Origin of the sequence: Henriciella marina DSM 19595 (assembly GCF_000376805.1) — a bacterium.
Classification (GTDB): Bacteria; Pseudomonadota; Alphaproteobacteria; order Caulobacterales; family Hyphomonadaceae; genus Henriciella; species Henriciella marina.
In genome coordinates this window covers 371,431-393,305 of sequence record NZ_AQXT01000002.1, presented here as the reverse complement: position 1 = coordinate 393,305, position 21,875 = coordinate 371,431, and the positions used below count along the sequence as shown (strand labels likewise).

The 21,875-nt window shown below is 59.9% G+C and carries 21 protein-coding genes; 13 read left to right on the top strand and 8 right to left on the bottom strand.

Going from position 1 to position 21,875, the window contains the following annotated elements; translation table 11 throughout:
* Nucleotides 1-66: 66 nt before the first annotated feature.
* On the top strand, nucleotides 67-1,752 hold the full coding sequence (locus F550_RS0101915) for an FAD-dependent oxidoreductase (RefSeq protein ID WP_018146838.1): 1,686 nt from the start codon (nucleotides 67-69) through the stop codon (nucleotides 1,750-1,752).
* On the opposite strand, the gene F550_RS0101910 is transcribed toward F550_RS0101915, so the two are convergent.
* The 3 genes from F550_RS0101910 to F550_RS16545 all read right to left on the bottom strand — a co-directional run bounded on the left by F550_RS0101910 (nucleotide 1,739) and on the right by F550_RS16545 (nucleotide 4,448).
* Complete coding sequence (locus F550_RS0101910; protein WP_156807787.1) at nucleotides 1,739-2,230, bottom strand: hypothetical protein; 492 nt, start codon at nucleotides 2,228-2,230, stop codon at nucleotides 1,739-1,741. The genes F550_RS0101915 and F550_RS0101910 overlap by 14 nt on opposite strands.
* The gene (locus F550_RS0101905; RefSeq protein ID WP_018146836.1) at nucleotides 2,227-2,994 is read right to left on the bottom strand and encodes a competence/damage-inducible protein A; all 768 of its coding nucleotides are present in this window, start codon (nucleotides 2,992-2,994) and stop codon (nucleotides 2,227-2,229) included. The genes F550_RS0101910 and F550_RS0101905 overlap by 4 nt, the downstream gene beginning before the upstream one ends.
* A 74-nt stretch (nucleotides 2,995-3,068) precedes the next feature.
* The gene (locus F550_RS16545) at nucleotides 3,069-4,448 is read right to left on the bottom strand and encodes a serine hydrolase domain-containing protein (RefSeq protein ID WP_083910893.1); all 1,380 of its coding nucleotides are present in this window, start codon (nucleotides 4,446-4,448) and stop codon (nucleotides 3,069-3,071) included.
* 155 nt (nucleotides 4,449-4,603) lie between these two features.
* Here F550_RS16545 and F550_RS0101895 point away from each other — a divergent pair, with 155 nt between their 5' ends.
* Nucleotides 4,604-5,038 (top strand): OsmC family protein, encoded by a 435-nt coding sequence (locus tag F550_RS0101895; protein WP_018146834.1) that lies wholly within the window; start codon nucleotides 4,604-4,606, stop codon nucleotides 5,036-5,038.
* A gap of 53 nt (nucleotides 5,039-5,091) precedes the next feature.
* On the opposite strand, the gene F550_RS0101890 is transcribed toward F550_RS0101895, so the two are convergent.
* Entirely contained in the window at nucleotides 5,092-5,943 is an 852-nt protein-coding gene (locus F550_RS0101890) for a TauD/TfdA dioxygenase family protein (RefSeq protein WP_018146833.1), read from the bottom strand.
* Between the two features lie 113 nt (nucleotides 5,944-6,056).
* On the opposite strand from F550_RS0101890, the gene F550_RS0101885 reads away from it, so the two are divergent.
* Both F550_RS0101885 and map read left to right on the top strand, forming a co-directional pair.
* Nucleotides 6,057-6,269 (top strand): hypothetical protein, encoded by a 213-nt coding sequence (locus tag F550_RS0101885; RefSeq protein ID WP_018146832.1) that lies wholly within the window; start codon nucleotides 6,057-6,059, stop codon nucleotides 6,267-6,269.
* A 95-nt stretch (nucleotides 6,270-6,364) separates the two neighbouring features.
* Nucleotides 6,365-7,186: a type I methionyl aminopeptidase gene (gene map / locus F550_RS0101880; protein WP_018146831.1), complete on the top strand. Its 822-nt coding sequence runs from the start codon at nucleotides 6,365-6,367 to the stop codon at nucleotides 7,184-7,186.
* 5 nt (nucleotides 7,187-7,191) lie between these two features.
* On the opposite strand, the gene F550_RS0101875 is transcribed toward map, so the two are convergent.
* On the bottom strand, nucleotides 7,192-7,683 hold the full coding sequence (locus F550_RS0101875; protein ID WP_169332237.1) for a cupin domain-containing protein: 492 nt from the start codon (nucleotides 7,681-7,683) through the stop codon (nucleotides 7,192-7,194).
* A gap of 262 nt (nucleotides 7,684-7,945) precedes the next feature.
* On the opposite strand from F550_RS0101875, the gene radC reads away from it, so the two are divergent.
* From radC to F550_RS0101855, 4 genes are all read left to right on the top strand, one after another.
* The gene (gene radC / locus F550_RS0101870; protein ID WP_018146829.1) at nucleotides 7,946-8,683 is read left to right on the top strand and encodes a RadC family protein; all 738 of its coding nucleotides are present in this window, start codon (nucleotides 7,946-7,948) and stop codon (nucleotides 8,681-8,683) included.
* A 149-nt stretch (nucleotides 8,684-8,832) separates the two neighbouring features.
* Nucleotides 8,833-10,797 carry a DEAD/DEAH box helicase gene (locus tag F550_RS0101865; protein ID WP_018146828.1) on the top strand — a complete coding sequence of 655 codons (1,965 nt, stop codon included), beginning with the start codon at nucleotides 8,833-8,835 and terminating at the stop codon, nucleotides 10,795-10,797.
* A gap of 75 nt (nucleotides 10,798-10,872) precedes the next feature.
* Complete coding sequence (locus tag F550_RS18305; RefSeq protein ID WP_018146827.1) at nucleotides 10,873-11,343, top strand: hypothetical protein; 471 nt, start codon at nucleotides 10,873-10,875, stop codon at nucleotides 11,341-11,343.
* Between the two features lie 87 nt (nucleotides 11,344-11,430).
* Nucleotides 11,431-12,405 (top strand): glutathione S-transferase family protein, encoded by a 975-nt coding sequence (locus F550_RS0101855; RefSeq protein WP_018146826.1) that lies wholly within the window; start codon nucleotides 11,431-11,433, stop codon nucleotides 12,403-12,405.
* A gap of 94 nt (nucleotides 12,406-12,499) precedes the next feature.
* Here F550_RS0101855 and F550_RS0101850 read toward each other — a convergent pair whose 3' ends face one another.
* On the bottom strand, nucleotides 12,500-12,709 hold the full coding sequence (locus tag F550_RS0101850; protein WP_018146825.1) for a cold-shock protein: 210 nt from the start codon (nucleotides 12,707-12,709) through the stop codon (nucleotides 12,500-12,502).
* A 263-nt stretch (nucleotides 12,710-12,972) separates the two neighbouring features.
* Between F550_RS0101850 and F550_RS0101845 the strand changes: the two genes are divergently transcribed.
* The 5 genes from F550_RS0101845 to rnhA all read left to right on the top strand — a co-directional run bounded on the left by F550_RS0101845 (nucleotide 12,973) and on the right by rnhA (nucleotide 18,868).
* Nucleotides 12,973-13,923: a cyclase family protein gene (locus tag F550_RS0101845; protein ID WP_018146824.1), complete on the top strand. Its 951-nt coding sequence runs from the start codon at nucleotides 12,973-12,975 to the stop codon at nucleotides 13,921-13,923.
* A gap of 133 nt (nucleotides 13,924-14,056) precedes the next feature.
* Nucleotides 14,057-15,571, top strand: a complete 1,515-nt coding sequence (locus tag F550_RS0101840) for a spinster family MFS transporter (protein ID WP_040500651.1) — start codon at nucleotides 14,057-14,059, stop codon at nucleotides 15,569-15,571.
* Nucleotides 15,572-15,756: 185 nt separating this feature from the next.
* A complete protein-coding gene (locus F550_RS0101835) occupies nucleotides 15,757-17,241 on the top strand; it encodes a spinster family MFS transporter (RefSeq protein ID WP_018146822.1) in 1,485 nt (494 codons plus the stop codon).
* Nucleotides 17,242-17,251: 10 nt separating this feature from the next.
* The gene (gene thrB / locus F550_RS0101830; protein ID WP_018146821.1) at nucleotides 17,252-18,217 is read left to right on the top strand and encodes a homoserine kinase; all 966 of its coding nucleotides are present in this window, start codon (nucleotides 17,252-17,254) and stop codon (nucleotides 18,215-18,217) included.
* Nucleotides 18,218-18,415: 198 nt separating this feature from the next.
* Complete coding sequence (rnhA, locus tag F550_RS0101825; RefSeq protein ID WP_018146820.1) at nucleotides 18,416-18,868, top strand: ribonuclease HI; 453 nt, start codon at nucleotides 18,416-18,418, stop codon at nucleotides 18,866-18,868.
* Between the two features lie 92 nt (nucleotides 18,869-18,960).
* On the opposite strand, the gene F550_RS0101820 is transcribed toward rnhA, so the two are convergent.
* Both F550_RS0101820 and F550_RS16535 read right to left on the bottom strand, forming a co-directional pair.
* Complete coding sequence (locus F550_RS0101820) at nucleotides 18,961-19,956, bottom strand: NAD(P)H-dependent flavin oxidoreductase (RefSeq protein WP_026180503.1); 996 nt, start codon at nucleotides 19,954-19,956, stop codon at nucleotides 18,961-18,963.
* Between the two features lie 80 nt (nucleotides 19,957-20,036).
* Nucleotides 20,037-21,854, bottom strand: coding sequence for a tetratricopeptide repeat-containing sulfotransferase family protein (locus F550_RS16535; protein ID WP_018146818.1), 1,818 nt, complete (start codon nucleotides 21,852-21,854; stop codon nucleotides 20,037-20,039).
* Between the last annotated feature and the right edge of the window lie 21 nt (nucleotides 21,855-21,875).

Genomic DNA, 21,875 nt, shown 5'->3' with positions numbered 1-21,875 from the left:
TGGTCTTTGTTCTGGTTCGTCGCTAGAGACTTAAACCGCCCCACCGACAAACGCCAAGGCCAGACCATGGGTAAGCCTCCTGCCGACATAAACTTCACCTTCTCGGACGAGGAGCTCGAAGCGCTGAAGCCTTTTGGCGCCGTGCGCACCCATTCGGCAGGCGCCCCTCTCGTGGATGAGGGCGATGCAAATGTAGATTGCCTCATCACCCTCTCAGGGCACACCGACATCCTCGTCGAAACGCCAGATGGCGAAAAGCGTCTCGGCTGGATGGAGCGCGGCCAGTTTGCTGGCGACATTTCCATCCTGACCGGGCAGGCGTCGCTTTCGCGCGTCGTGATGGGCAAGGATGGTGAGGTCCTGCATATCTCGCATGACAGCTTTCAGCGTCTGCTGGTCGAGAACTCGCACTTCTCCGACATCTTCGTACGGACGCTGACGGCGCGGCGGATCTTCTCGCACAATGCCGCCCATGGCGCCGTCATCGTGATCGGCGATGCGCATGACCGCGACGTCTTCGTCGCCCGCGACACGCTTTCCAAACACATGATCGCCCATCGCTGGCTCGACCCGGACAAGGACCCGCTGGCAAAACGCATCATGGAGGCGCGGGACATTGAGGCGGCTGACCTGCCCGTCGTCATCCGCGGGCGTTCCCGCATCATGTCGCGTCCCGGCGTCAGTGAACTGTCTGAAGCGTTCGGCCTCGACCTCGTGCCCGACAATAGCTGCACGGACCTTGTCGTCGTGGGCGCAGGGCCTGCCGGACTTGCGGCATCTGTCTATGCTGCCTCCGAGGGCCTGACCGTCGTCACGCTCGACAGTGATGGCCCCGGCGGACAGGCGGGCACGTCCTCCAAGATCGAGAACTATCTAGGCTTCCCCATGGGCGTGTCGGGTCGCGAGCTTGCTTCGCGTGCCTCCATCCAGGCGCAGAAATTTGGCGCACGCATCGCTTCGCCTGCGACTGCTGTCGATCTTGCCCGCGACGGTGACAACTACTGCCTGTCGCTCAAGGATGGCCGCCGCCTGAAGGCCCGCGCCGTCGTCATCGCGACAGGCGCGCAGTACAGCCGCCTGCCGATCGAAAACCTCGAACGCTTTGAAGGGCGCGGTATCTATTACGGCGCCACGCCGATGGAGGCGCAACTTTGCGGCGGCCAGGATGTCTGCATCGTCGGTGCAGGCAATTCGGCCGGTCAGGGCGCGGTCTTCCTAAGTCAGGCCGCCCGCAATGTGCACGTCCTGTTCAGACGCCCCAACGTTCGCGACACCATGTCGGAATATCTCGTCCGCCGGCTCGAAGAAACGCCGAACATCCATCTCCACCCGGAAACAGAGATCGACACGCTTCACGGCACGGGCAGCGAGGATCAGCTCCATGACCGCCTCACCCGGCTCAGCTTTCGCCACCGCACCACAAAGGATGTGAGCGAGCACGATATCGGCTTTGTCTTCCTCTTCATCGGCGCACAGCCCTTCACCGACTGGCTGCCACAACATATGAGCTGCGATGAAAAAGGGTTCGTGAAAACAGGTCCGGACCTCTCCAATCTCGACCTTGTTCGCGCAGGCTGGACGCTTGACCGGATGCCGACCCGCTATGAAACCTCATGGCCGCGCGTCTATGCCGTCGGCGATGTTCGGATCGGATCGGTCAAACGGGTCGCTTCGGGCGTTGGCGAAGGCTCTGTCGTTGTCAGCGACATTCACAAAGCTCTTGCCGAAGCCATCCCGCCTAGCGGTTCCTGAGCGCAAACCGCGCAAGCGCAACAAGGCCAAGCACACCGGCAAGAAGGACCGCAAAGGCGAACATGCCGAACTTCGCCGGCGTGAGATAGGTTTTCAGCCAGAGGTAATTGCCTGCGTCCTGTAGCGCGATCATCTGGACCGTGTTTTCAGCGAGATCCAGAAGCACGATCAGGAAAGCCGGGATCATGGCGAGCGTCGCAAACCGCTGTGGTGCAAAACGCGCTGCCAGCCCAGCCAGAAATGCACCATAGGCGAGCGGGTACGCTGTATCGATGATCAGCGTCGTCCAGAAATGGGCCGTTCGGGCATCTGCGTCCATTTCTGCAAGGCGGGCTTCCGCCGCAGGGCCGGACCAGATCATGTCGAGAAGTTCGCCATCAATGACCGGTGCGACGAGGCTGAAACAAAAACCGATGGCGACCATGGCGATCCCCGACAGGATGATCACCGGGGTCCTTGAGAGAGTGGGCCTGCTCAACTTGCTTCTCCTTCTATGACTTCGCCGTCCCCACCGACGGAGGCAGCCAGTTCGACAAGCTTCTGCGCTGCGGTGGTCAGCGCGGCTTCATCAGCAGAGCGAGCGATCAGCGACACACCATGATCGTTCACTGACCTGAACCAGGGATAGGAGCCGAAGCTCACCTCTTCATAAGACTTGTCGAGCTCGCTGAGCGCCTCGGCGATATCGCCTTCGCGCAGGCCCGGCACACGGACCGTCCGTGCATGGACCACCCTGCCATGCTCCAGCCTGTGACCGACATCCTGAAGCATGCCCTGAACAATGGAAGGCACACCCGCCAAAGTGAAGACATTCCCGGTCTGAAAGCCTGGCGCCCCCGATACCGGGTTCTCGATCAGGCTTGCGCCGTCGGGAATGCGCGCCATGCGCTGGCGCGCCTCGGTGAATTCGGTGCCGATCTCGTCATAGCGTTCCTGTAACATCGCCATCACATCGGGATGCTTGTCGATCCCGATGCCGAAGGCGGCGGCAATCGCATCCGCCGTAATATCGTCATGGGTCGGCCCGATCCCGCCCGTCGTGAAGACATAAGCATAGCGTTCCCGAAGCGCATTGACCGCCTCGACGATGCGCGCCTGAACGTCGGGTACGATCCGTACTTCTTCGACTGGAATGCCGAGCGGACGCAGATATCCCGCAATCTGCTGGACGTTGATGTCCCGCGTGCGTCCTGAAAGAAGCTCGTCCCCGATGAGGCAGATAGCGGCGGTAGGTGCTGTCATGGATATGTCCTGCAAAGGCTGCGCCTATCTATCTCTCTGCCGTGTCACGTCGAGAAAAACAGCGAAATATCACACTATTCCTGCAAGGCCTGGTAGACCAGCGCCATCGACTGGGCACGCGGCTCGAACGGCATGTCAGGATTATCACCGAACCGCTGGATCATGCCAATAAAGTACAGATCGTTCACCGGGTCGATCCAGAACCACGTTCCCGCGGCGCCGCCCCAATAGTAGGTGCCAGCCCCTGCAGGGCTCGCCATGCCTTCAGGGTCTGAGATAACGCCCCAGCCCAGGCCAAACTTGTGCGGCTCTGCCGTCATGGTGGCCCGCGCCGTACCGTTGAACCGAATGCCCAGATCTTCGGGCAGCTGGTCGCTCGTCATCAGGTCGACTGTCTCTGGTAAAATGATCTCTGCGCCATCGAGGCTCCCTCCATTCAGCATCATCTGGCTGAAGCGGGCATAGTCATCAATTGTCGAGACAAGCCCGTGCCCACCCGACTCAAACGGTACGGTCTCCTCACGATAGAGGTAAGGCAGTGCCCCCTGGCTTTCACGGGTCTCCGGCACCGGCACGAAGCGACCTGCCTCGGACGACCAGACCATCAGGTCAGCGAAGCGCTCATAATCGCCGTCTGGAACAAAAAAGCCGGTGTCATCCATTCCCAGCGGGGTGAAAATGTTGGCGTCGAGATACTCGCCAAGGCTCATGCCCGAGAAGTGCTCGATGAGGTAACCCTGGATATCGACGCTGATTGAGTAAGACCATTGCTCGCCTGGCTGGAACAGGAGCGGCACGTCGGCGACCTTGTCGACCAGCATGTCGAGATCCTGCGAACGGAGGATGCCGGTCTCCCGGAACTGGCGGTTCGCATAATCCTGTCCGAACAGGCCATAGGCGAACCCTGCCGTATGGCGCATGGCATCGCGAATAGTCGGCTCGCGTTCCAGTGGTTCAAGGATGGGCGTGCCGTCCTCACTCTCACCGGCCAGCACCTGCAGGTTCTCGAACTCGGGAATGTAATCGCTCAGCGGATCGTCGAGCTCGAACTTGCCGTCTTCAAAAAGCTGCATCAGAGCTACACTGGTGACCGGCTTTGTCATGGAATAGATGCGCCAGATCGTGTCCTCGCCGAGAGGGGTCTGCTCTTCGACATCGCGCAGTCCATGGGCAGCGGAATAGACGACCTCGCCATCCTGAACGAGCAGGGCTTCGATGCCAGCCACCTGCCCTGCCCCGACATAGCCTGCGAGAAGATCGTCGAGCGCGGCGAGCCCCTCTTCGCTGAACGAAGCACCTGCCTCTGCGCCGGCATCTGCGCTTTCGGGCGGCGATGCAGGCGCGTTTTCTGCCGGATCAGCTGCATTTGTGCAGGCCGCCGCCAGAAACACCGCCAGAAACACCGCCAGTACACCGCCCATACACCGTGACTGCACCATGATTTCGTTCTTCACGACGAATTCCTCCCGAGGACTTTCCGACTTTAACAAGCGCTAGTTTCCGCCTGCAGGCAACCTCTTCGGTCGGCCCAACGTTTCAGACTTGACCCGACACCTCGCCGCTCAAGGTGTGAGGTATCAACAGCTTCCCCAAAGGAAAGGACTTCAGAATGAAACGTCACGCCACAGCCCATTGGTCAGGCCCCCTCAAGGACGGCAAAGGCACGATCGACACCCAGAGCGGCGCGCTCTCAAGCCATGGGTATTCCTTCAAGGCCCGCTTCGAAGACGAGAGCGGCAAGTCCGGCACCAACCCGGAAGAGCTGCTCGGCGCGGCCCATGCGGGCTGTTTTGCGATGCAGCTTTCGGCCTTCCTCGCCATGAACGACACGCCGGCCGAGGACCTTGAAGCGAAATCCGTCGTAACGGTTGAGGAAGTCGATGGCGGCTTTGCAGTGAAGTCGTCCGCCCTGACCCTCACCGGCAAGGTGCCGGGGATCGACAACGCGAAATTCCAGGAGCTTGCCAACAAGGCCAAGGAAGAATGCCCACTGTCAAAGGCGCTTGGCGCCATCGAGGTGACGCTCAACGCCAAGCTCGCCTGATCAAATTCAGGGATAATGGTGCGGAAAACGGGGTCCTTTGCGGCCCCGTTTTTCTATGCCGCGAAATATGGCCGGTCGCCCGCAATCGTCACACGCTCCATGACGCGGACGTCCGGGAAATAGTCGCTTGCGGCATAATGCTGGCAGGCGCGGTTGTCCCAGAAAGCGATGGAGCCAACCTCCCAGCGGAAGCGGCATTGATACTCTGGCACGGCCGCCTGACTGTAGAGATGCTGTAGAAGCCAGTCGCTCTCTTTTTCCGACAAGTCCTTGATGTGGCTGGTGAAAGCCGTGTTCACATAGATCAGGCGCTCGCCAGTTTCGGGATGCGTGCGGATCACCGGATGCTCCTGCGGCGGGAACTTGGCGTGCAGCTCTTTCGGGTCCTTGCCAAGGCGTTTTGCGAAGACCCGGGCGATGTCGTGAACCGCCGTCAGGCCACAACAGAATTCCTTCATCTTTTCTGACAATCCCTCATAGGCCATGACCATGTCTGAAAAGAGCGTGTCACCGCCAACCTGCGGAAGCTCGACCGCTCGAAGCACCGAGCCAAGCGAAGGCTCTGTTCGCCAGGTGACGTCAGAATGCCAGGCGTTCTCCTGACCCTTATTGCTGGCATTGTGCGTGATCCGCAGGACTTCAGGGTCTTCCTGGTCCTTTGGTGTGGCAGGATGAATTTCCAGTTCACCAAACTTGCGCGCGAATTCGATATGATGGCTGCGGGTGATGGTCTGGTTCCGGAAGAAGATAACCTTGTAACGAAGCAGCGCCTCCCGGATCTCGGTGACCATAACCTCGTCCATCGGCTGTGAGAGATCGATCCCGTGCAGTTCAGCGCCAATCGCAGGCGATAGCCGCCTTGCCTCAAACCGCGCGAACGTCTCCGCCCCTACGTGTATATTCATGTCTCGTCCTCCCTTTATGGTTGGCGGCAGCTTACGACGAAAGCACAAGTGGTGGAAGGAAACGGAACGTCGGTCCAGCCCCCGCATTGGTCTCCCAAGGAATGGAGACCGACATGGCAATTGAAATCTTTTATTTTATCGGCGCGATGATCCTGCTTGGCGTCCTCGTCTGGGCCGTTCTTCGCGCACGTCTCAAATCGCCGAAAGCCCGCGCGATCCGCGAAGAAGCCACCCGCGAAGAGTATGAAAACCCCGAACAATTCGAGAAGGATCGCGACAAACTTGCCGCGAAAGCCGAGCAAGCTGAAAAGGATGCGCGCCGCTAGGGAGCGTTGCGACTGCAGCTTACACGCGTACAAGGTGGAAGTTTTACCCGCTTGCTGCCATATTGCGGCGGATACAGCCTGGAGCCTTTAAGCCAATGTCCGAAGCCGACCTCATCATGCCCGTAAGAAACGGCGAAATCCGCATCCACGACGAAGCGGGTTTTGAAGGCATGCGGAAAGCTGGCAGACTTGTCGCCGAGTGTCTCGACATGCTGGTTCCAAAGGTGAAGCCCGGCGTATCGACGACGGAACTTGACGATCTCATCCGCGAATTTGTCTATGATCATGGCGCCCAGTCGGCGACGATCGGCTATCGCGGCTATCGCCATGCGTCCTGCATTTCGCTCAACCACGTTATCTGCCACGGCATCCCGGGCGATCGCCCTCTCAAGGATGGCGACATCGCCAATATCGACGTCACCGTCATCGTCGATGGCTGGCACGGCGACCATTCGCGCATGTACGCAGCCGGCACGCCAAAGCGTAAAGCCGAGCGCCTGATGGACATCACGTATGAGTCGCTGATGGCCGGGATCGCCGCGGTCAAACCCGGCAACCATTTTGGCGACATTGGCGCCGCCATCTCCAAAGTCGCGGCGAAGAACCGCTTGTCTGTCGTCGAAGACTTCTGCGGCCATGGCCTTGGCCAGCTTTTCCATGATGAGCCGAACGTCATCCATTCGGCGCGCGCTGGCACCGGCCCTGAACTGAAGCCCGGCATGTTTTTCACGATCGAGCCAATGCTCAACCTTGGCCGGAAAGATGCAGCCATCCTTCCCGATGGCTGGACCGCCGTTACCCGCGACCGCCAGCTATCGGCACAGTTCGAGCACTCGATCGGTGTGACGGAAGACGGCGCCGAAATCTTCACGACCTCTCCCAAAGGCTGGCATACGCCGCATACGGTCGAGCTTTAGCCTCCCTACTCCGGTTCGGGTGGGGCGTAATAAGGCGCTGCGGCCGCGGGCATCATTTCCGTTGAAATCTCGATGCCGTGTTCAGCGGCCAGCTGTCCGATTACGGCGCCCGCCGCCTCAGGCGACGTCGGCTTTTCTTCAGCGAGGCGCGGGCTCACACTTTGCAGAAACTGCTCGAATGATGCCCCGGTGGTGATCATGAGAAGCTGCGTCTCCGTGTCAGAGCCATTCCAGAACATGTGAGCGTTGCCGCGTTTCAGAGCCGCAAAGTCACCGTCAGAGATGCGTTTGACAGAGCCCTCAGAGAGAATATCGAGCGTACCCTCAAGCACGTAGAAGTACTCATCTTCCTGAGAATGCGTGTGCGGCGGTGACCCAGGACTTTTGGGCGGCAGGATGAACTCATAAATCGTCACCTCGCCCATGCTTTCTTCAGACGATAGCAGCAGGCGCACTGGGTGAAACGGATTTTCTACCGTCGCGCCTGTCTCGGCCAAGACGAGTTTATCAGTGTGATGCGCATGGTGCCCGGAGTGATCTCCCTGCAATTCATGACCATCCTCCGCGCTCTGACCATGCGCGGCTGCTGTCATTGCAGCACCAACGGCAAATGCACCACTCAACATTGCCCTCATCATCTTCTGTCCCCCTGTCTTTGTTGATTGCTGGCGATGTTATCCAACGTTCGAGCCCAGGCAAGCTTGACGAAATCACGAGACCGGAACATAAATAGAACACGAAGAATTACGGAGACCTACAATGCGCGCTGTCGAAGAAGCCCCACTGTTTGGTCTCTCGCGCTCGCAACCAGTGGCGGTTTCTGCGAAACCGCACTGGCAGGGGCACCGCGACCGGCTGCGCACCAAACTGATTGAGCGCAGCGCCAATGCGCTCGAAGATTACGAGCTGCTCGAAACGCTGCTCTTTGCCTTTATCCCGCGTAGGGATGTAAAACCGATATCGAAAGCCCTGCTCGCCCGGTTCGGGTCGCTTAGCGGTGTACTCGCTGCGCGGCCAGCTGACCTTGTAAAGGTTGCCGGTGTCGGAGAAACGGTTGCCGCCTATCTGAAGGCGACGGCAGAAATCGGCGCGCGGGCAACACGCGAAACGCTTAAAAGCCGAACCGTCATCTCGAGCTGGTCTGCCCTCACCGACTATGTGAAGCGCGAGCTCCAGCATGAAGGCCGGGAGCAATTCCGCGTCCTTTTTCTTGATCGCAAGAACCAGCTGATGGCCGACGAGATCATGGGGTATGGCACTGTGGATCACGCCCCAGTCTACCCGCGCGAAATCGCCCGCCGGGCACTGGAGCTACAGGCCTCAAGTCTGATCCTCGTACATAATCACCCCTCTGGCGATCCGACCCCTTCGCGTGCCGATATCGACATGACCCGCGCGATCATTGACGCACTCGACGCACTTGAGATCACGGTCCATGACCATCTCATCGCTGCCCGATCCGGCGTGACAAGTTTCCGGGCGCAGGGGCTCATCTAGCCTGCGTCAGCCGGGCTGCTGGAAGAATTGGCCCAAATGGCAAAAATCGATTATGGAGGTCCCAATCGACGTCTCAGGTGCAAACCCGCCCCTTTCGATGTCGGGCCGCGATTTGGTCGCGGCTGCCGCTAGACACTGAAAGCCCCTTCATGAACGACCACTCCGCCATTGTGCCCGCCCTGGGCCAGGCTCTTGCTGCGCGTGGCTATGACAGCCTGACCCCGGTGCAGACCGCCATGCTCGACCCAGAAATCGAACAGGCTGACCTGCTTGTCTCTGCGCAGACCGGCTCCGGCAAGACGGTCGCTTTCGGTATCGCCATTGCGCGGTCGCTTCTCATGGGTGCCGAGCAGCTGGCCCGCCCTGGCTCGCCGCTGGCGCTGGTGGTTGCGCCGACACGCGAACTTGCCGTCCAGGTGCACCGCGAACTCGAATGGCTGTATGCTGAAGCGGGCGCCCGCGTTGTGGCTTGCGTCGGCGGCATGGACCCGCGCGAAGAGCGCGCATCCCTTTCCAAAGGCGCACACATCGTCGTCGGCACACCGGGCCGCCTCGTCGACCATCTTAATCGCCGCAGCCTCGTTCTGGACGACCTCCGCGTTGTCGTGATGGATGAAGCTGACGAAATGCTCGACCTTGGCTTTCGCGAAGAGCTTGAAACCCTGCTGAGCGCTGCGCCGGAAGAGCGCCGCACACTGCTGTTCTCGGCAACCGTCTCCAAGCCGATCGCGCGCCTTGCGGCCACGTTCCAGCGTGATGCGGTCCGCATCAACACCATCTCTGACACCGACCAGCACACCGATATCGACTACCGCGTCCACACGATTGCGCCCGCCGATGTCGAGAATGCCATCATCAATGTCCTGCGCTTCCACGAAGCAAAAAACGCCCTCGTTTTTTGCAAGACCCGCGCAAATGTGAACCACCTGCTGGCGCGCTTTCATAATCGCGGCCTGAGTGTCGTCGCCCTGTCGGGTGAGCTTAGCCAGACCGAACGCACCCATGCGCTGCAGGCGCTGCGTGACGGACGCGCGAATGTCTGTGTGGCGACCGACGTCGCCGCCCGCGGCCTCGACCTGCCAGACCTCGACCTCGTCATTCATGCGGACCTCCCGAGCAATCGCGAAGCCCTGCTTCACCGCAGTGGCCGCACAGGCCGGGCCGGACGCAAGGGCGTCAGCGTCCTTGTCACCCCCTTCAAGGCCCGCCGCCGTATTGAGCGACTGCTTCAGGAAGCCAAGGTCGAGGCGAGCTGGACCGATGCGCCGGGCGCGGATGATATTCGCAAGCGCGACGATGAGCGCCTGCTCAACCACCCTTCGCTCAGTGAACCTGTCAGCACCGACGACCAGGAAATGGCGCGTGTCATTATCGAGATGCATGGCGCGGAAAAAGTCGCGGCCGCTTTCGTCGCCCTGCACCGCGCCCGCCGCTCTGCCCCTGAAGACCTGATGCCGGTCCCAGAACCGCGCTCATTCGACAAGCGCGACCGCCCGCCCCGCGGCGAAGGACGCGAGGGCCCCCGGCGCGAGAGAAGCGAGCGACGCGAAAGCCGCCCCAATCGCCCTGACCGCCCCGAACGCACCGACTTCAATGACAGCGTCTGGATCAACGTATCGGTTGGCCGCAAGTCGGGCGCCGATCCACGCTGGCTGCTGCCCATGCTGTGCAAGTCAGGTGGACTCGACCGAACGCAAGTCGGCGCCATCCGGATCGAGGAAAGCCATACGCGCGTAGAGCTTTCGGCTGAAAGCGCAGGACCATTCCTTGAACGTCTTGGCAAAGACGGCCGGCTGGAAAAATCGATCTCCGCCTGGCGCGAAGGCGATGAGCCCGCCAGCTGGTCTGCCAAGAAAGACAGCCCTGACAGCGGCGACAAGAAGCCGCCTTACGTGAAAAAGCGCCCCGCCGCGAAAGGCGATGGCGCGCCAGGCAAGTTCAAGGGCAAACCTGCTGGCAAGCCGGCCCGCAAGCCCCGGCCCCTTCCGCCATCCCAGCTTGAAGATCGCGGTCCAGAGCGGCCGGCGTCGAAGAAACCCGGCAAGCCACCAGCCCGCCGCTTCGACCCTTCCGCCAACAAACCACCAAAGCGCCGCAAGCCAAAGCCGGACTAAGGCGTTTCATAGATCTCGCCTCGCGGGAATACGAACCGACTTTCGCGAGGCGGCACTTTCGGCAAAAATAGCGTCATGAACTGGACACTCTCTGACTTCGTGATTGCTGGCGTCATGCTTGGCGCGGTCGCGATCGCCTTTGTCTGTCTTTTCCGCCTGAGGCGCAGCCGGGCCTATCGTGGCGGGCTGTTTGTTTTCAGTCTGACAAGTGTCGCTGTTCTCGGGGTGACGGGCGCGGTCGGCATTGTCGGCGCGCCAGAGAATGATGCGAATATGCTCTATATCGCCGGTCTCGCTGCCGCCTGGCTCGGCGGTCTCGTCATGCGGTTCAGGTCGAACTGGCTTTCACGTTTCCTCAGCGTCCTTGCGATTTCCTATGTTTTCATCGCAACCGCAGCCGTCCTGCTTGGCTGGGGCCAGTCTGCAGCATCCTGGCCGTGGGATGTCCTTGTCGGCAGCGCCATCTTTGCCGGTCTCTGGCAAGTCAGCGCCTGGCTTTTCGGCCTTGATGCCGACATCCGGACCCTCAAGCGCGCCGGCACCTGAACCGGCGCTGGAAATCCGGCCCCTGCCCCATAGCTTCCTGAACGAGCCGCGCATAAAGGCGCGCCATATCGATTACAGGAGTTACGTATGGGCCTGCTGAATAACGGCATCTGGCAAGATAAATGGTACGACACAGATAGTACTGGCGGGCGTTTCGAACGCCATGAAAGCCAGTTTCGAAACTGGATCACGGCTGATGGTACAGCCGGGCCGAATGGCAAGGGCGGCTTCAAGGCAGAGCCTGGCCGCTATCACCTCTATGTCGCCTATGCCTGCCCGTGGGCACACCGCGCCCTGATCTTGCGCAAACTCAAGGGCCTGGAGGACATGATTGATGTCTCCTACACGCATTGGTTCATGGGCGAGAATGGCTGGACCTTCAAAAAGGACCCCGATGGCATTGTCGGCGACAAGCTCTTCAACTCTGATTTCATGTATGAGCTCTATATCAAGGCCGACCCGCACTATACCGGCCGCGTGACTGTGCCGACCCTCTGGGACAAGGAGCAGAACACCATCGTCAGCAACGAGTCCGCCGATATTGTCCGCATGTTCAATAGCGCCTTCGACGGCGTTGGGGCCGCAGAGGGCGACTATTATCCGGAAGACAAGCGCGCCGAGGTCGACGAGATTAATGAACGCGTCTACCACACTGTAAATAATGGTGTTTACAAGTCAGGCTTTGCCACCGCGCAGGACGCTTATGAAGAGGCGGTGCGTCCGTTGTTCGAGTCGCTGGACTGGCTGGACGAGAAGCTCGGCAAGTCACGCTTTCTGACGGGCGACGAGACGACAGAAGCTGACTGGCGGCTCTGGACGACGCTTTACCGGTTCGACCTCGTCTATCACGGGCACTTCAAGTGCAATATCAGGCGTATCGTCGATTATCCCAATCTCTGGCCCTATGCGCGCGATCTCTATCAGATGCCGGGCATCGCAGAGACGGTGAACCCGATGCATGCGCAGCGCCACTATTATGAGAGCCATGACATGGTGAACCCGACGCAGATCGTGCCCGTCGGACCGGATATCGACTGGGGCGAACCGCACGGGCGCGGCTAGCGGGGAAAACCCGTACCGCAAACGAAAACAGGCTGCCTTCGCAAGAAGGCAGCCTGTTCCAAATATCAGTCTGTTGGCGCAAGCGCCAAGCCGACTAGATGGCTTCGATCGTGTTGACAGCCATTTTGCCGCTGCGCTGATCTTTTGCTGTGTCGTAGGAGACCTTCTGGCCTTCGCTGAGGCCGCTCATGCCGCAACGCTCAAGAGCAGTTGCGTGAACGAAAACGTCGTTGCCGCCGTCGTCAGGAGCGATAAAGCCGAAGCCTTTTTGATCGTTGTAAAATTTTACGGTGCCAGAATTCATCAGAATTTCCTTTCAGTGCACAGTTTATGAATTCGCGATATTGCGGATTCGTATTTCGTCTTCTTTGGGAAAATTCTGAGCGTCTGACCGCCGAAGCGGTAGTAGGCCTGATCGTCCGTCTAAATTCGAAACGCAGAGATAGGCGGTTTATGCTCATTGCACAAGGCTTCATGCAGTGAGCCTGTCCATACGTAAGCGCTGGACGCCGGTTTGCCTTCGCCACAAGGCTTGTCAGACCAAAGAAAATATCACCGGAGGACACGATGAAGAACTGGATCATGGCATTTGCCACAACAGCATTGCTGCCGGGCGGCCTCGCGCTCGCCCAACAGAGCGAATCTGCAGCCGACTGGTACCCGTCGGAATATGGGGCGGATGACCGTCTTGGCGCTGTTGCCAATCTCAGCCCCGAGAAAACCGCTGCGGCCGCCCGGCTGATCACGGAGGGCAAGACCTATGCCCTCGGCCAGGTGACGAGCCGCGAGACGCCCGCCTACGCGCCTCGCCGCTATGACGTCTATATCATGCAGCCATCGGACGGGTCGGGCACGCCGATGGGTGAGAACCGCGCCGTCGGCAATGACGACCTTGTTCAGACCTTCGTCGGCATTGGCAGCCAGATCGACGGCCTCGGCCATATGGGCATCGACCATCGCTACTATAATGGCGTTCACGTCTCTGACTTTGTGACCCCTGCCGGCCTCACGCAATTCGGGACTCAGGACCTCCCCCCGATTGTGACGCGGGGCGTGCTCCTCGACATGACGGAAATCTTCGAGGCGAGCCCTGTCGCGGATGGTACGGCCTTCAACCGCGCCGAGATCGATGAGGCGGCAGAGCGTGCGGGCATCACCATCGAAAAGGGCGACGTTGTCCTTTTCCATACCGGAGCGATGGCGGCCGCAGAGGGCTCCACCGAATTGATGGCGACGCATCCCGGCCTCGGTGTCGAAGGCGCCAACTATCTTGCCGACCTTGGCGTTGTCGCGATTGGCGCGGATACGGCCGCACTCGAAGCCATCCCGTTCGAAAATGAAGCACGCCCCTTCGAAGTTCACCAGACGCTGCTTGCTAAGCGCGGGGTCTACATATTGGAGAACATGGTCACGACCGAGCTTGCCGCAGATGGGATCAACGAGTTCTTTTTCTCGTTGGGCGTCCCGCGCCTCAACGGGACGGTTCAGGCGATAATCAATCCGGTCGCCATTCGCTAGGCCATGAGCCATTGCAAGACCCTTCGCCCGGGCCATGATCTCGAAACATGGCCCGGGCGCACTTGCATGCACAGCTGAACTGCACGACAACAACCACGAGTCGTCCGGTCAGAGACGATCGAGGGAGGCAGATTTGAGCGACACCGCAGCAACCGCCGGTCAGGGTCACATCACCGGTTTTGGCACCAAGGGCTACAGGTCCTTCGTCCTCATCTCGCTGATGCTGGTCTATACGCTGAACTTCATTGACCGCACGCTTATCACGGTCGTCGCCCAGCCGATCATCAACGAATTCAATCTGTCGGACACCCAATGGGGCCTTCTTGCAGGGCCTCCTTTCGCTTTCTTCTATGCCTTGATGGGTATTCCCATCGCGATGTGGGCCGACCGGTCAAACCGGGTCCTGATCATCGTGATGTGCATCATCATCTGGTCGTTGATGACGGCGCTTTGCGGTGTGGCAAGTGGCTTTATCTGGCTGCTCATCTTCCGCGTCGGTGTCGCAGTCGGCGAGGCAGGCTGTACGCCCCCGGCCAACTCGATCATCACCGACTATTTCCCGCCCAAAAGCCGCGCCGGCGCGCTCGGCATCTATTCGATGGGCGTCACAATTGGCGGTGTGCTGGCCCAGCTCTTTGGCGGCACAATCGCGGGCATATCCGGTGAGGACTTTGGCGCATGGCTTGGATCGCTTGGTGTCGGCGGTCTCTTTTCCGGCATTGACTGGAGCACGGTGGGCGGCTGGCGCATCGCCTTTGTCGTCGTTGGTTTGCCAGGCGTCCTGATCGCGCTGATCCTGCTTTTCACCATTAAAGAGCCGCCACGCGGCTATTCAGACCCGCCTGCGGAAGTGGACACGACGAAAAAGGTCGGCTTCTTCGATGCCTTCCGCGAATTCGGCGTGAAACCCACCTTCTGGTGGCTTTCCATGGGGGCCGCACTCGTCGCTTTTGTCGGCTACGGCCTGATCAGCTTCCAGGCCCCTTTCTTCCAGCGGGTCCATGGCATTGGTGTTCGTGATGCGGCCGTCCTCTATGGCGCCCCGCTCGCAGCTGTTGCCGCAGGCGGCACCTTCCTGGGCGGTTTCCTGTCCGAAAAGCTAGAGGGTCGCTTTCCAAGCGCCGCAGCCTGGGTGCCGGGCATTGGGCTGCTGATCTCTGTGCCAACCTATGTCGGCGCTTTCTTCGCCCCGACCATTGGCCTGGCTTTCATGCTCTGGATCGTCGCCGCCATTGCGCACTACGCCTATCTCGGCGCGCAATACACGGTGGGCACAGGCATTGTGAGCCCGAAATCGCGCGCGACCACGATCGCTGTCCTGCTGCTCATCGTCAGCCTTATCGGTAACGGTATCGGGCCGCTTTTCGTGGGCTTGATGTCTGACTTCTTCATGTCGGGTCAGATCGCAGCGGCGGGTCTCAGCGATATGGAAGCTGCTTTCAATCCGCGCCTCTGTGGCACCGATCCAACCTCACTTGGTGAGAATGGGCCGGCACTCTGCAAGGCCTATGCAGACGGACTTCGCTATTCGATGGCGGCGACAGCATGCTTCATGGCGCTTGCGGCATTCTGCTACTTCATGGCCGCGCACTATTTCTCACGCGACAGATACAATCCTGCGGTTCCTGCTGCTGGCGTTCACATCTGATCGCCAGCACCGACAACAGGCCGGCCGGCTGACGCAGCGCTGGCCGGTCAAACACTTCACATGTGAACTTTCTTCAGTCTTTCGACCGAATTGTCTGGAATCCAGCGGCCCGATTTGCTTTTCTGGCGTCAGAAATAGGCCAGTCCATCGATACGATCGGAGCTCGGCTATGAGGGAGGAGATTTATGTCGACGGTTGGTCAAACTGCGGATGGCGTCATTGCGCCCAACTCGGGCTTCGGTACGAAGGGGTATCGATCGTTCGTCCTGAGCGCGCTTCTCCTCGTCTATATTTTCAACTTTATCGATCGGTCGATCATCAACATCCTGACCGAGCCGATCAAGGCGTCCTTCGGCGTTGAAGACTGGCAGATGGGCCTCCTCGGCGGACCGGCTTTCGCCATCCTCTACACCATGCTTGGTATTCCGATTGCGCGTTTTGCCGAACGGTTTCACCGGGTCTGGATTATTGCGATCGCAGTATTCATCTGGAGCCTGATGACCGCCCTTTGCGGCGTTGCGACATCTTTTGTTGTGCTCTTTCTCTTCCGGGTTGGCGTCAGTGTTGGCGAAGCGGGTTGTACGCCGCCGGCGCAGTCTCTCATCGCTGACTATTTCGTGCCGAAGAGCCGGGCGACTGCGGTCTCTATCTACGCGCTCGGTGTGCCATTGGGCGGCATGTTTGCGGCTATTTTCGCCGGCTTCATTGTTGGTAATCTCGACGGTCCATCGCTGGCGGCCCTGTTCACAAACTGGGGCTGGGACTGGGCACTTGGACTAGCGAACTGGGAAGCGGTCGAGGGCTGGCGCGTTGCGTTCATCCTTGTTGGCATTCCAGGCATCCTGCTCGCCTTTGTCGTGAAACTGGCAATCAAGGAGCCACCGCGCGGCTATACGGATCCGGCCAGCGTGCAGACGCTCGCAAAAGCCAGCATGAAGGATGTGTTCAAGATCCTGTCTGAGAAGCCGACCTTCTGGCACATCGTCGCCGGGGCAACGATCGCGTCATTCGTCGGCTATGGCGTGGCTCAGTTTACCACGTCCTTCCTCGTGCGGACCCATGGGTTGAGCCTCGAAACGGCAGCGATTCTATTCGGCGTGATCATTGGCCTGATGGCGGCGATCGGCGTCTTCCTGTCAGGCTATCTCGCTGACCAGATGGCTGTGCGCCATCCCCGCGCGCTCTGCTGGATGCCCGCGCTTGGCATGGGCCTTTCGGTTCCGCTCTATGCAATGGGGTATCTCGCCCCCACCGTCTGGCTGGCCCTGCCGCCGCTGATGGCCGCCGCTACGCTCCATTATTTCTACCTCGGCCCAATGTACGCCATTGTCGGCGGTGTCGTTGACAGCCGGATGCGGGCGACGTCCGTCGCTGTGACGCTCTTCATCGTGAACCTGCTCGGCTATGGTCTGGGCCCACCGCTGATCGGCATTCTGTCGACATTCCTCAAAAGCGTCTTCCTGGCCGGTAATGATGTCGGCATGACGCTTGAGACGTGTAAAGTCGTCACGGAACTGTCCGCCGACGCCGTCGCCACCTGTGCACGCGCCAATAGCGAAGGCCTGCGCTGGTCGATCATCGCTTTCTGTTCGCTCTATGGCTGGGCAGCGATCCACTATCTGCTGGCAGGCAAGACGCTCGTGCGTGACATGATGGCGAAGGAAATCTAGCCAGCTCAATATGGCAGTCTACACACAGGTCCCTGACGACGCGCTTGAAGCTTTTCTGGGCGGCTATGACATTGGTCGCCCACGCAGCTTCAAGGGCATCGCCGAGGGGGTCGAGAACTCCAACTATTATCTGGAGACCGACAAGGGCCGGTTCATCCTGACCCTGTTTGAGCGGCGCGCCGACCCGAAGGACCTGCCCTACTTCATTGAAGTCAAACAGCATCTTGCGGCCAAAGGCTTCTCCTGCCCTGCCCCGGTTCAGGCGAATGACGGGCAACCGCTTCAGACCCTTGAAGGGCGCCCAGCGCTCATCGTCACCTTTCTGGACGGGCTGTCCCCCAAGAAACCGAGCGCGGCGCAGTGTCGGTCACTCGGTGAGGCGCTTGCTCGGATGCATGGCGCACTGGCCGACTTCAAAGGCACGCGTGAGAATGCGCTGGGCCCGGCAAGCTGGCCGCTCCTCTGGGAAGGGCGCGCCAGTACCGCAGAAGATCTCCAGCCCGGTCTCTCTACCCTCATCGAGCAGGACCTCGCGGCGACCGCTGAAGCGCGTCCCCAGAGCCGGCGTCTGCCGCGCGGAACCATCCATGCCGACCTTTTTCCCGACAACGCCTTCTTTCTCGATGACCAGTTTTCCGGCGCGATCGATTTCTATTTCGCCTGCACCGATGTCCTCGCCTATGACATCGCCGTCTGTCTCAACTCATGGGCGTTCGAGGATGGCCGGGAGTATAATTACTCAAAGGGCGCGGCCCTGATTGCAGGCTATGAAAGCGTTCGCCCATTGGAAGACGCCGAACGCGGCGTCCTCCCCCTCTTGTGCCGGGGCGCAGCGCTTCGCTTCTTTCTCACACGCCTTGTCGACTGGACGGAAACGCCGGCCGACGCCCTGGTGCGCCCAAAGAACCCACTGGAGTATGCTGACCGGCTTGCCTTTCATCGTCAGGCGCTCTCCTTTGCGGACTATGGCGGCTGAATAATTCTACCCGCATGATTCGGTGGGACCGGACGATTTGCGGCCTGGATGCTCAAGGTTGGAAAATGCCGGGATTCAAGGAAGTGGCTCTTCATCACAATCGTCCGCCCGGCGCCCCAGCTTGCCGAGTGCACAGAAGATCCATTCTAGCGCGACTGCCGCATTGACCCCGGCGGCGAAACAGGCAACCGAAATCCCATGTCAAAACCTGTAGAAATCTGGACAGATGGCGCGTGTAGCGGCAATCCCGGCCCCGGTGGCTGGGGGGTGTTGCTGAAGTCCGGCGGCCACGAAAAAGAGCTCATGGGCGGGGAATACGAGACCACCAATAACCGCATGGAGCTGATGGCGGCGATTGAAGGTCTGAACGCGTTGAAACGCCCCTCAAAAGTCACGCTGCACACCGATTCGACCTATGTGAAGGACGGCCTGACAAAGTGGATCCATGGCTGGAAGCGCAATGGCTGGAAGACCGCTGCCAAGAAACCCGTCAAGAACAAGGACCTATGGCAAGCTCTTGAGGCTGCCTGCAAATCGCATGACATCAGCTGGGTCTGGGTAAAGGGCCATGCTGGCGATGAGGGCAACGAGCGCGCCGATGAGCTTGCCAGGCTCGCCTCCCGCCAGGCCAAGGACGCTTCGGCGCTTTAGGCGCTCCTTCCTTGCATCCGCCCATGAACGAAAAAGGCGATGCATGGGCCAGCCCATACATCGCCTCCTATTTCTTGGATTTAGACCCGTTATCAGGCGCTGGCCGTTTCCCGCGTGCCGAGGAACCCGCGTAGGCGGGTCTCGATGATCTCGTGCGCTTCGGCCATGATCCGGTCGATGAGTTCCTGGCAGCTTGGGATGTCATAAATCAGCCCGGCAACCATGCCGCATGACCAGGCGCCCGCATCCATTTCGCCGTCGACCATGATCTTTGGATAGACGCCAGCGACTTCCTCGATGATGTCCTCGAACTTGATATCAGAGCCGAGGCGGCGCTCTTTCTCGAGCAGTTTCTCGACGCCGGCATTGTTCAGCACGCGTTCGGTATTGCGCAGCGGGCGCATGACCAGACGCGTGTCCAGTTCAGAGGCGGCGACAATTGCCTGCTTCACATTCTCATGGACAGGAGCTTCTTTCGTCGCAATGAAACGAGTGCCCATATTCATGCCGGATGCGCCCATGGCGAGCGATGCGACAAGGCTTCGGCCATCGGCCTGTCCGCCAGACGAGACAAAAGGGATCTCTAGCTCATCGGCCGCGCGTGGCAGCAGGATCATGTTTGGCACATCGTCCTCGCCAGGGTGGCCGCCGCACTCGAACCCGTCGACGCTGACCGCATCACAGCCGATGGACTGGGCCTTCAGCGCGTGGCGGACTGCCGTGCATTTGTGGATGACCTTGATGCCAGCGTCCTTGAGGACCGGAAGCACCTGCGCCGGATTGTTGCCCGCAGTCTCAACCGCTTTCACGCCGCCCTCGATGATGGCCTTGATATAGCCAGGGTAGTCAGGCGGATTGACCGAAGGCAGGAAGGTGAGGTTCACGCCGAACGGCTTGTCCGTCATGTCCTTGCAGCGGGCGATTTCATTGGCAAGATCGGCAGGTGTCTTCTGCGTCAGCGCCGTGATGATGCCAAGACCGCCGGCGTTCGAAACGGCCGCTGCCATCTCTGCGAAGCCAACATAGTGCATACCGCCTTGAATGATTGGATGCTCGATGCCGAACATTTCTGTGATTGCAGTTTTCATGGAATTTCCCTCCGGCAAAATCGCTTGCCGCAACCTGCCAAAATATGGGGTGAGGTCGCAAGCCTGCCGATGGGGAAAGACTATCGCACCGCGCCGCCCAGATAGGGCTCGAAGCGACGGAGCGTATCCGCGCCGAGGCTCTCTTTCAGGCGGGAAAGGTGCGGCCCAACCCTGCGCCACTGCCCAATCCCGGCCGAATTCAGCGGCTGGCGGACCTGTTCGCTGCTCGCGGTGCGCACGGCTCTTTGGGTCTGATGGAAGTTGAGAACATCTGCTTCAAAGCCCAGACCAATATCGCTGAGCAGCTGACGGATGATTTTCTCCGGCGAGGCGACGAGATCCTCATAGATGACGCGTTTCACCCTGCCCGGCAGCACCGTGTCCCAATGGTCCATCAATGCGAGATATCCGTTATAATAAGTCCCGATATGGCCAAGGTCGTAGCTGTAGCCGACACCAGTCGCGAAATGCTGCTTGTAGAGGCTGAGGCCGCAATCCATCGGGTTACGTCTGATGTCGATGATCGTCGCATGGGGCAGGATCTTGTGGATCAGAGCGACATGCTCGAAATTATGCGGCAGCTTGTCGATGAAGAAATCGGCGCCCTCTGCGCGGAAGACCGTGCTGTCATCGATATATTGCTGGCCAAGCTCTGAGAGTTCAGCCGCGCTCAGCTTGCCGATATTGCCGAGATAGTCGCCGCCATATTTGTCGGCGCACAGCTTGTGAGCACGCCGCTTGATCGATGGCAGAACGGGCAATTCCATCGTCCCTTCCACCCGGGAATGACTCGCGAGCATCTGCTCAAGCAGCGTTGAACCAGACCGAGGCAGTCCGAGGATGAAAATTGGCGTCGGGCCGTCTGCCCGGCGATCGGCCTGCGTCTGGGCCGCGCCGACATCGAAGGCCTCTCGCAACCGGTCAATCGCTTGCGAGAACTGAACTGGATCAAACGTCTCGCCCGCATGGAGACTATTGGCCTTGCCATACCAGGCCATCATCCGTTCTGGGTCGCCATAGGCTTCGCTTGCCTTCGCCAGCGCAAAGGCGGCCATACATTTCTCGGCACGGCTGCCAGCTGGCGACATGAGAAGATCGCCGATCGCTCTCTCCTCGGTCTCGCTGAATTTGTAGGTCTTGAGGTCTGCCAGCCCCCACCACGCGACCGCCTGACGCGGATCAGCGGCGAGACTGGCCTTGAAGTCCGCAACACTCTGGTCGCTATCGCCAAGGATGCGATGAAGTTGTCCGCGCAACATGTTGATTTCGATGAGCTTTGCAGTGTCATCCACAGCGAGCATCTCGGCGCGATCGCAAGCCTTTAGCGCCTCGTCATTGAGGCCATATCGCAGCAGGACGCTGAGCAGGCGCTGAAGCGTCGCATAGCTCTCTTCGATCTGGACAAGCTGTCGAGCCGCCTCAATCGCGCCCGCATAATCACCTGCGTCTTCCAGCGCGCTGACATGAAGCTCTCTCAGCACCGGGTTTGCCGGAGCGTGGTCGAAGCTCCCGCTTAGATACGCCGCAGCAGCTTCGTGGTCGCCGCGGGCGCGCGCCAGATGGGCGAGCGTGAAGACAGCCCGTGGGTGGCCGGGGACGCGCTCCGCCATGCTCGCGGCGATCTCATGAGCTTCGCTGAAGTTCCGTGTCTCGATCGCCCGCTGAATGCGTAAAAATTCGGATGGGAAAGGGTCAGCATTCTCCATGCGCCTCGCGGCACCGACGGCTCCCGAGAAATCGCGCGTCGTGTAGAGCAACTTTGAAAGCGCCATCCATCCGTCAAAGGCTGCCGGATGCGACGCCAGTCCGCTCTCAAGACAAGCGATGGCTTCAGAGATCATGCCCTCGCTTGCGAGCGCTTTGGCTTTCGCCACGAACATCTGGTCGGCGTCTGACATGTGGGACCTTATAGACAGAAA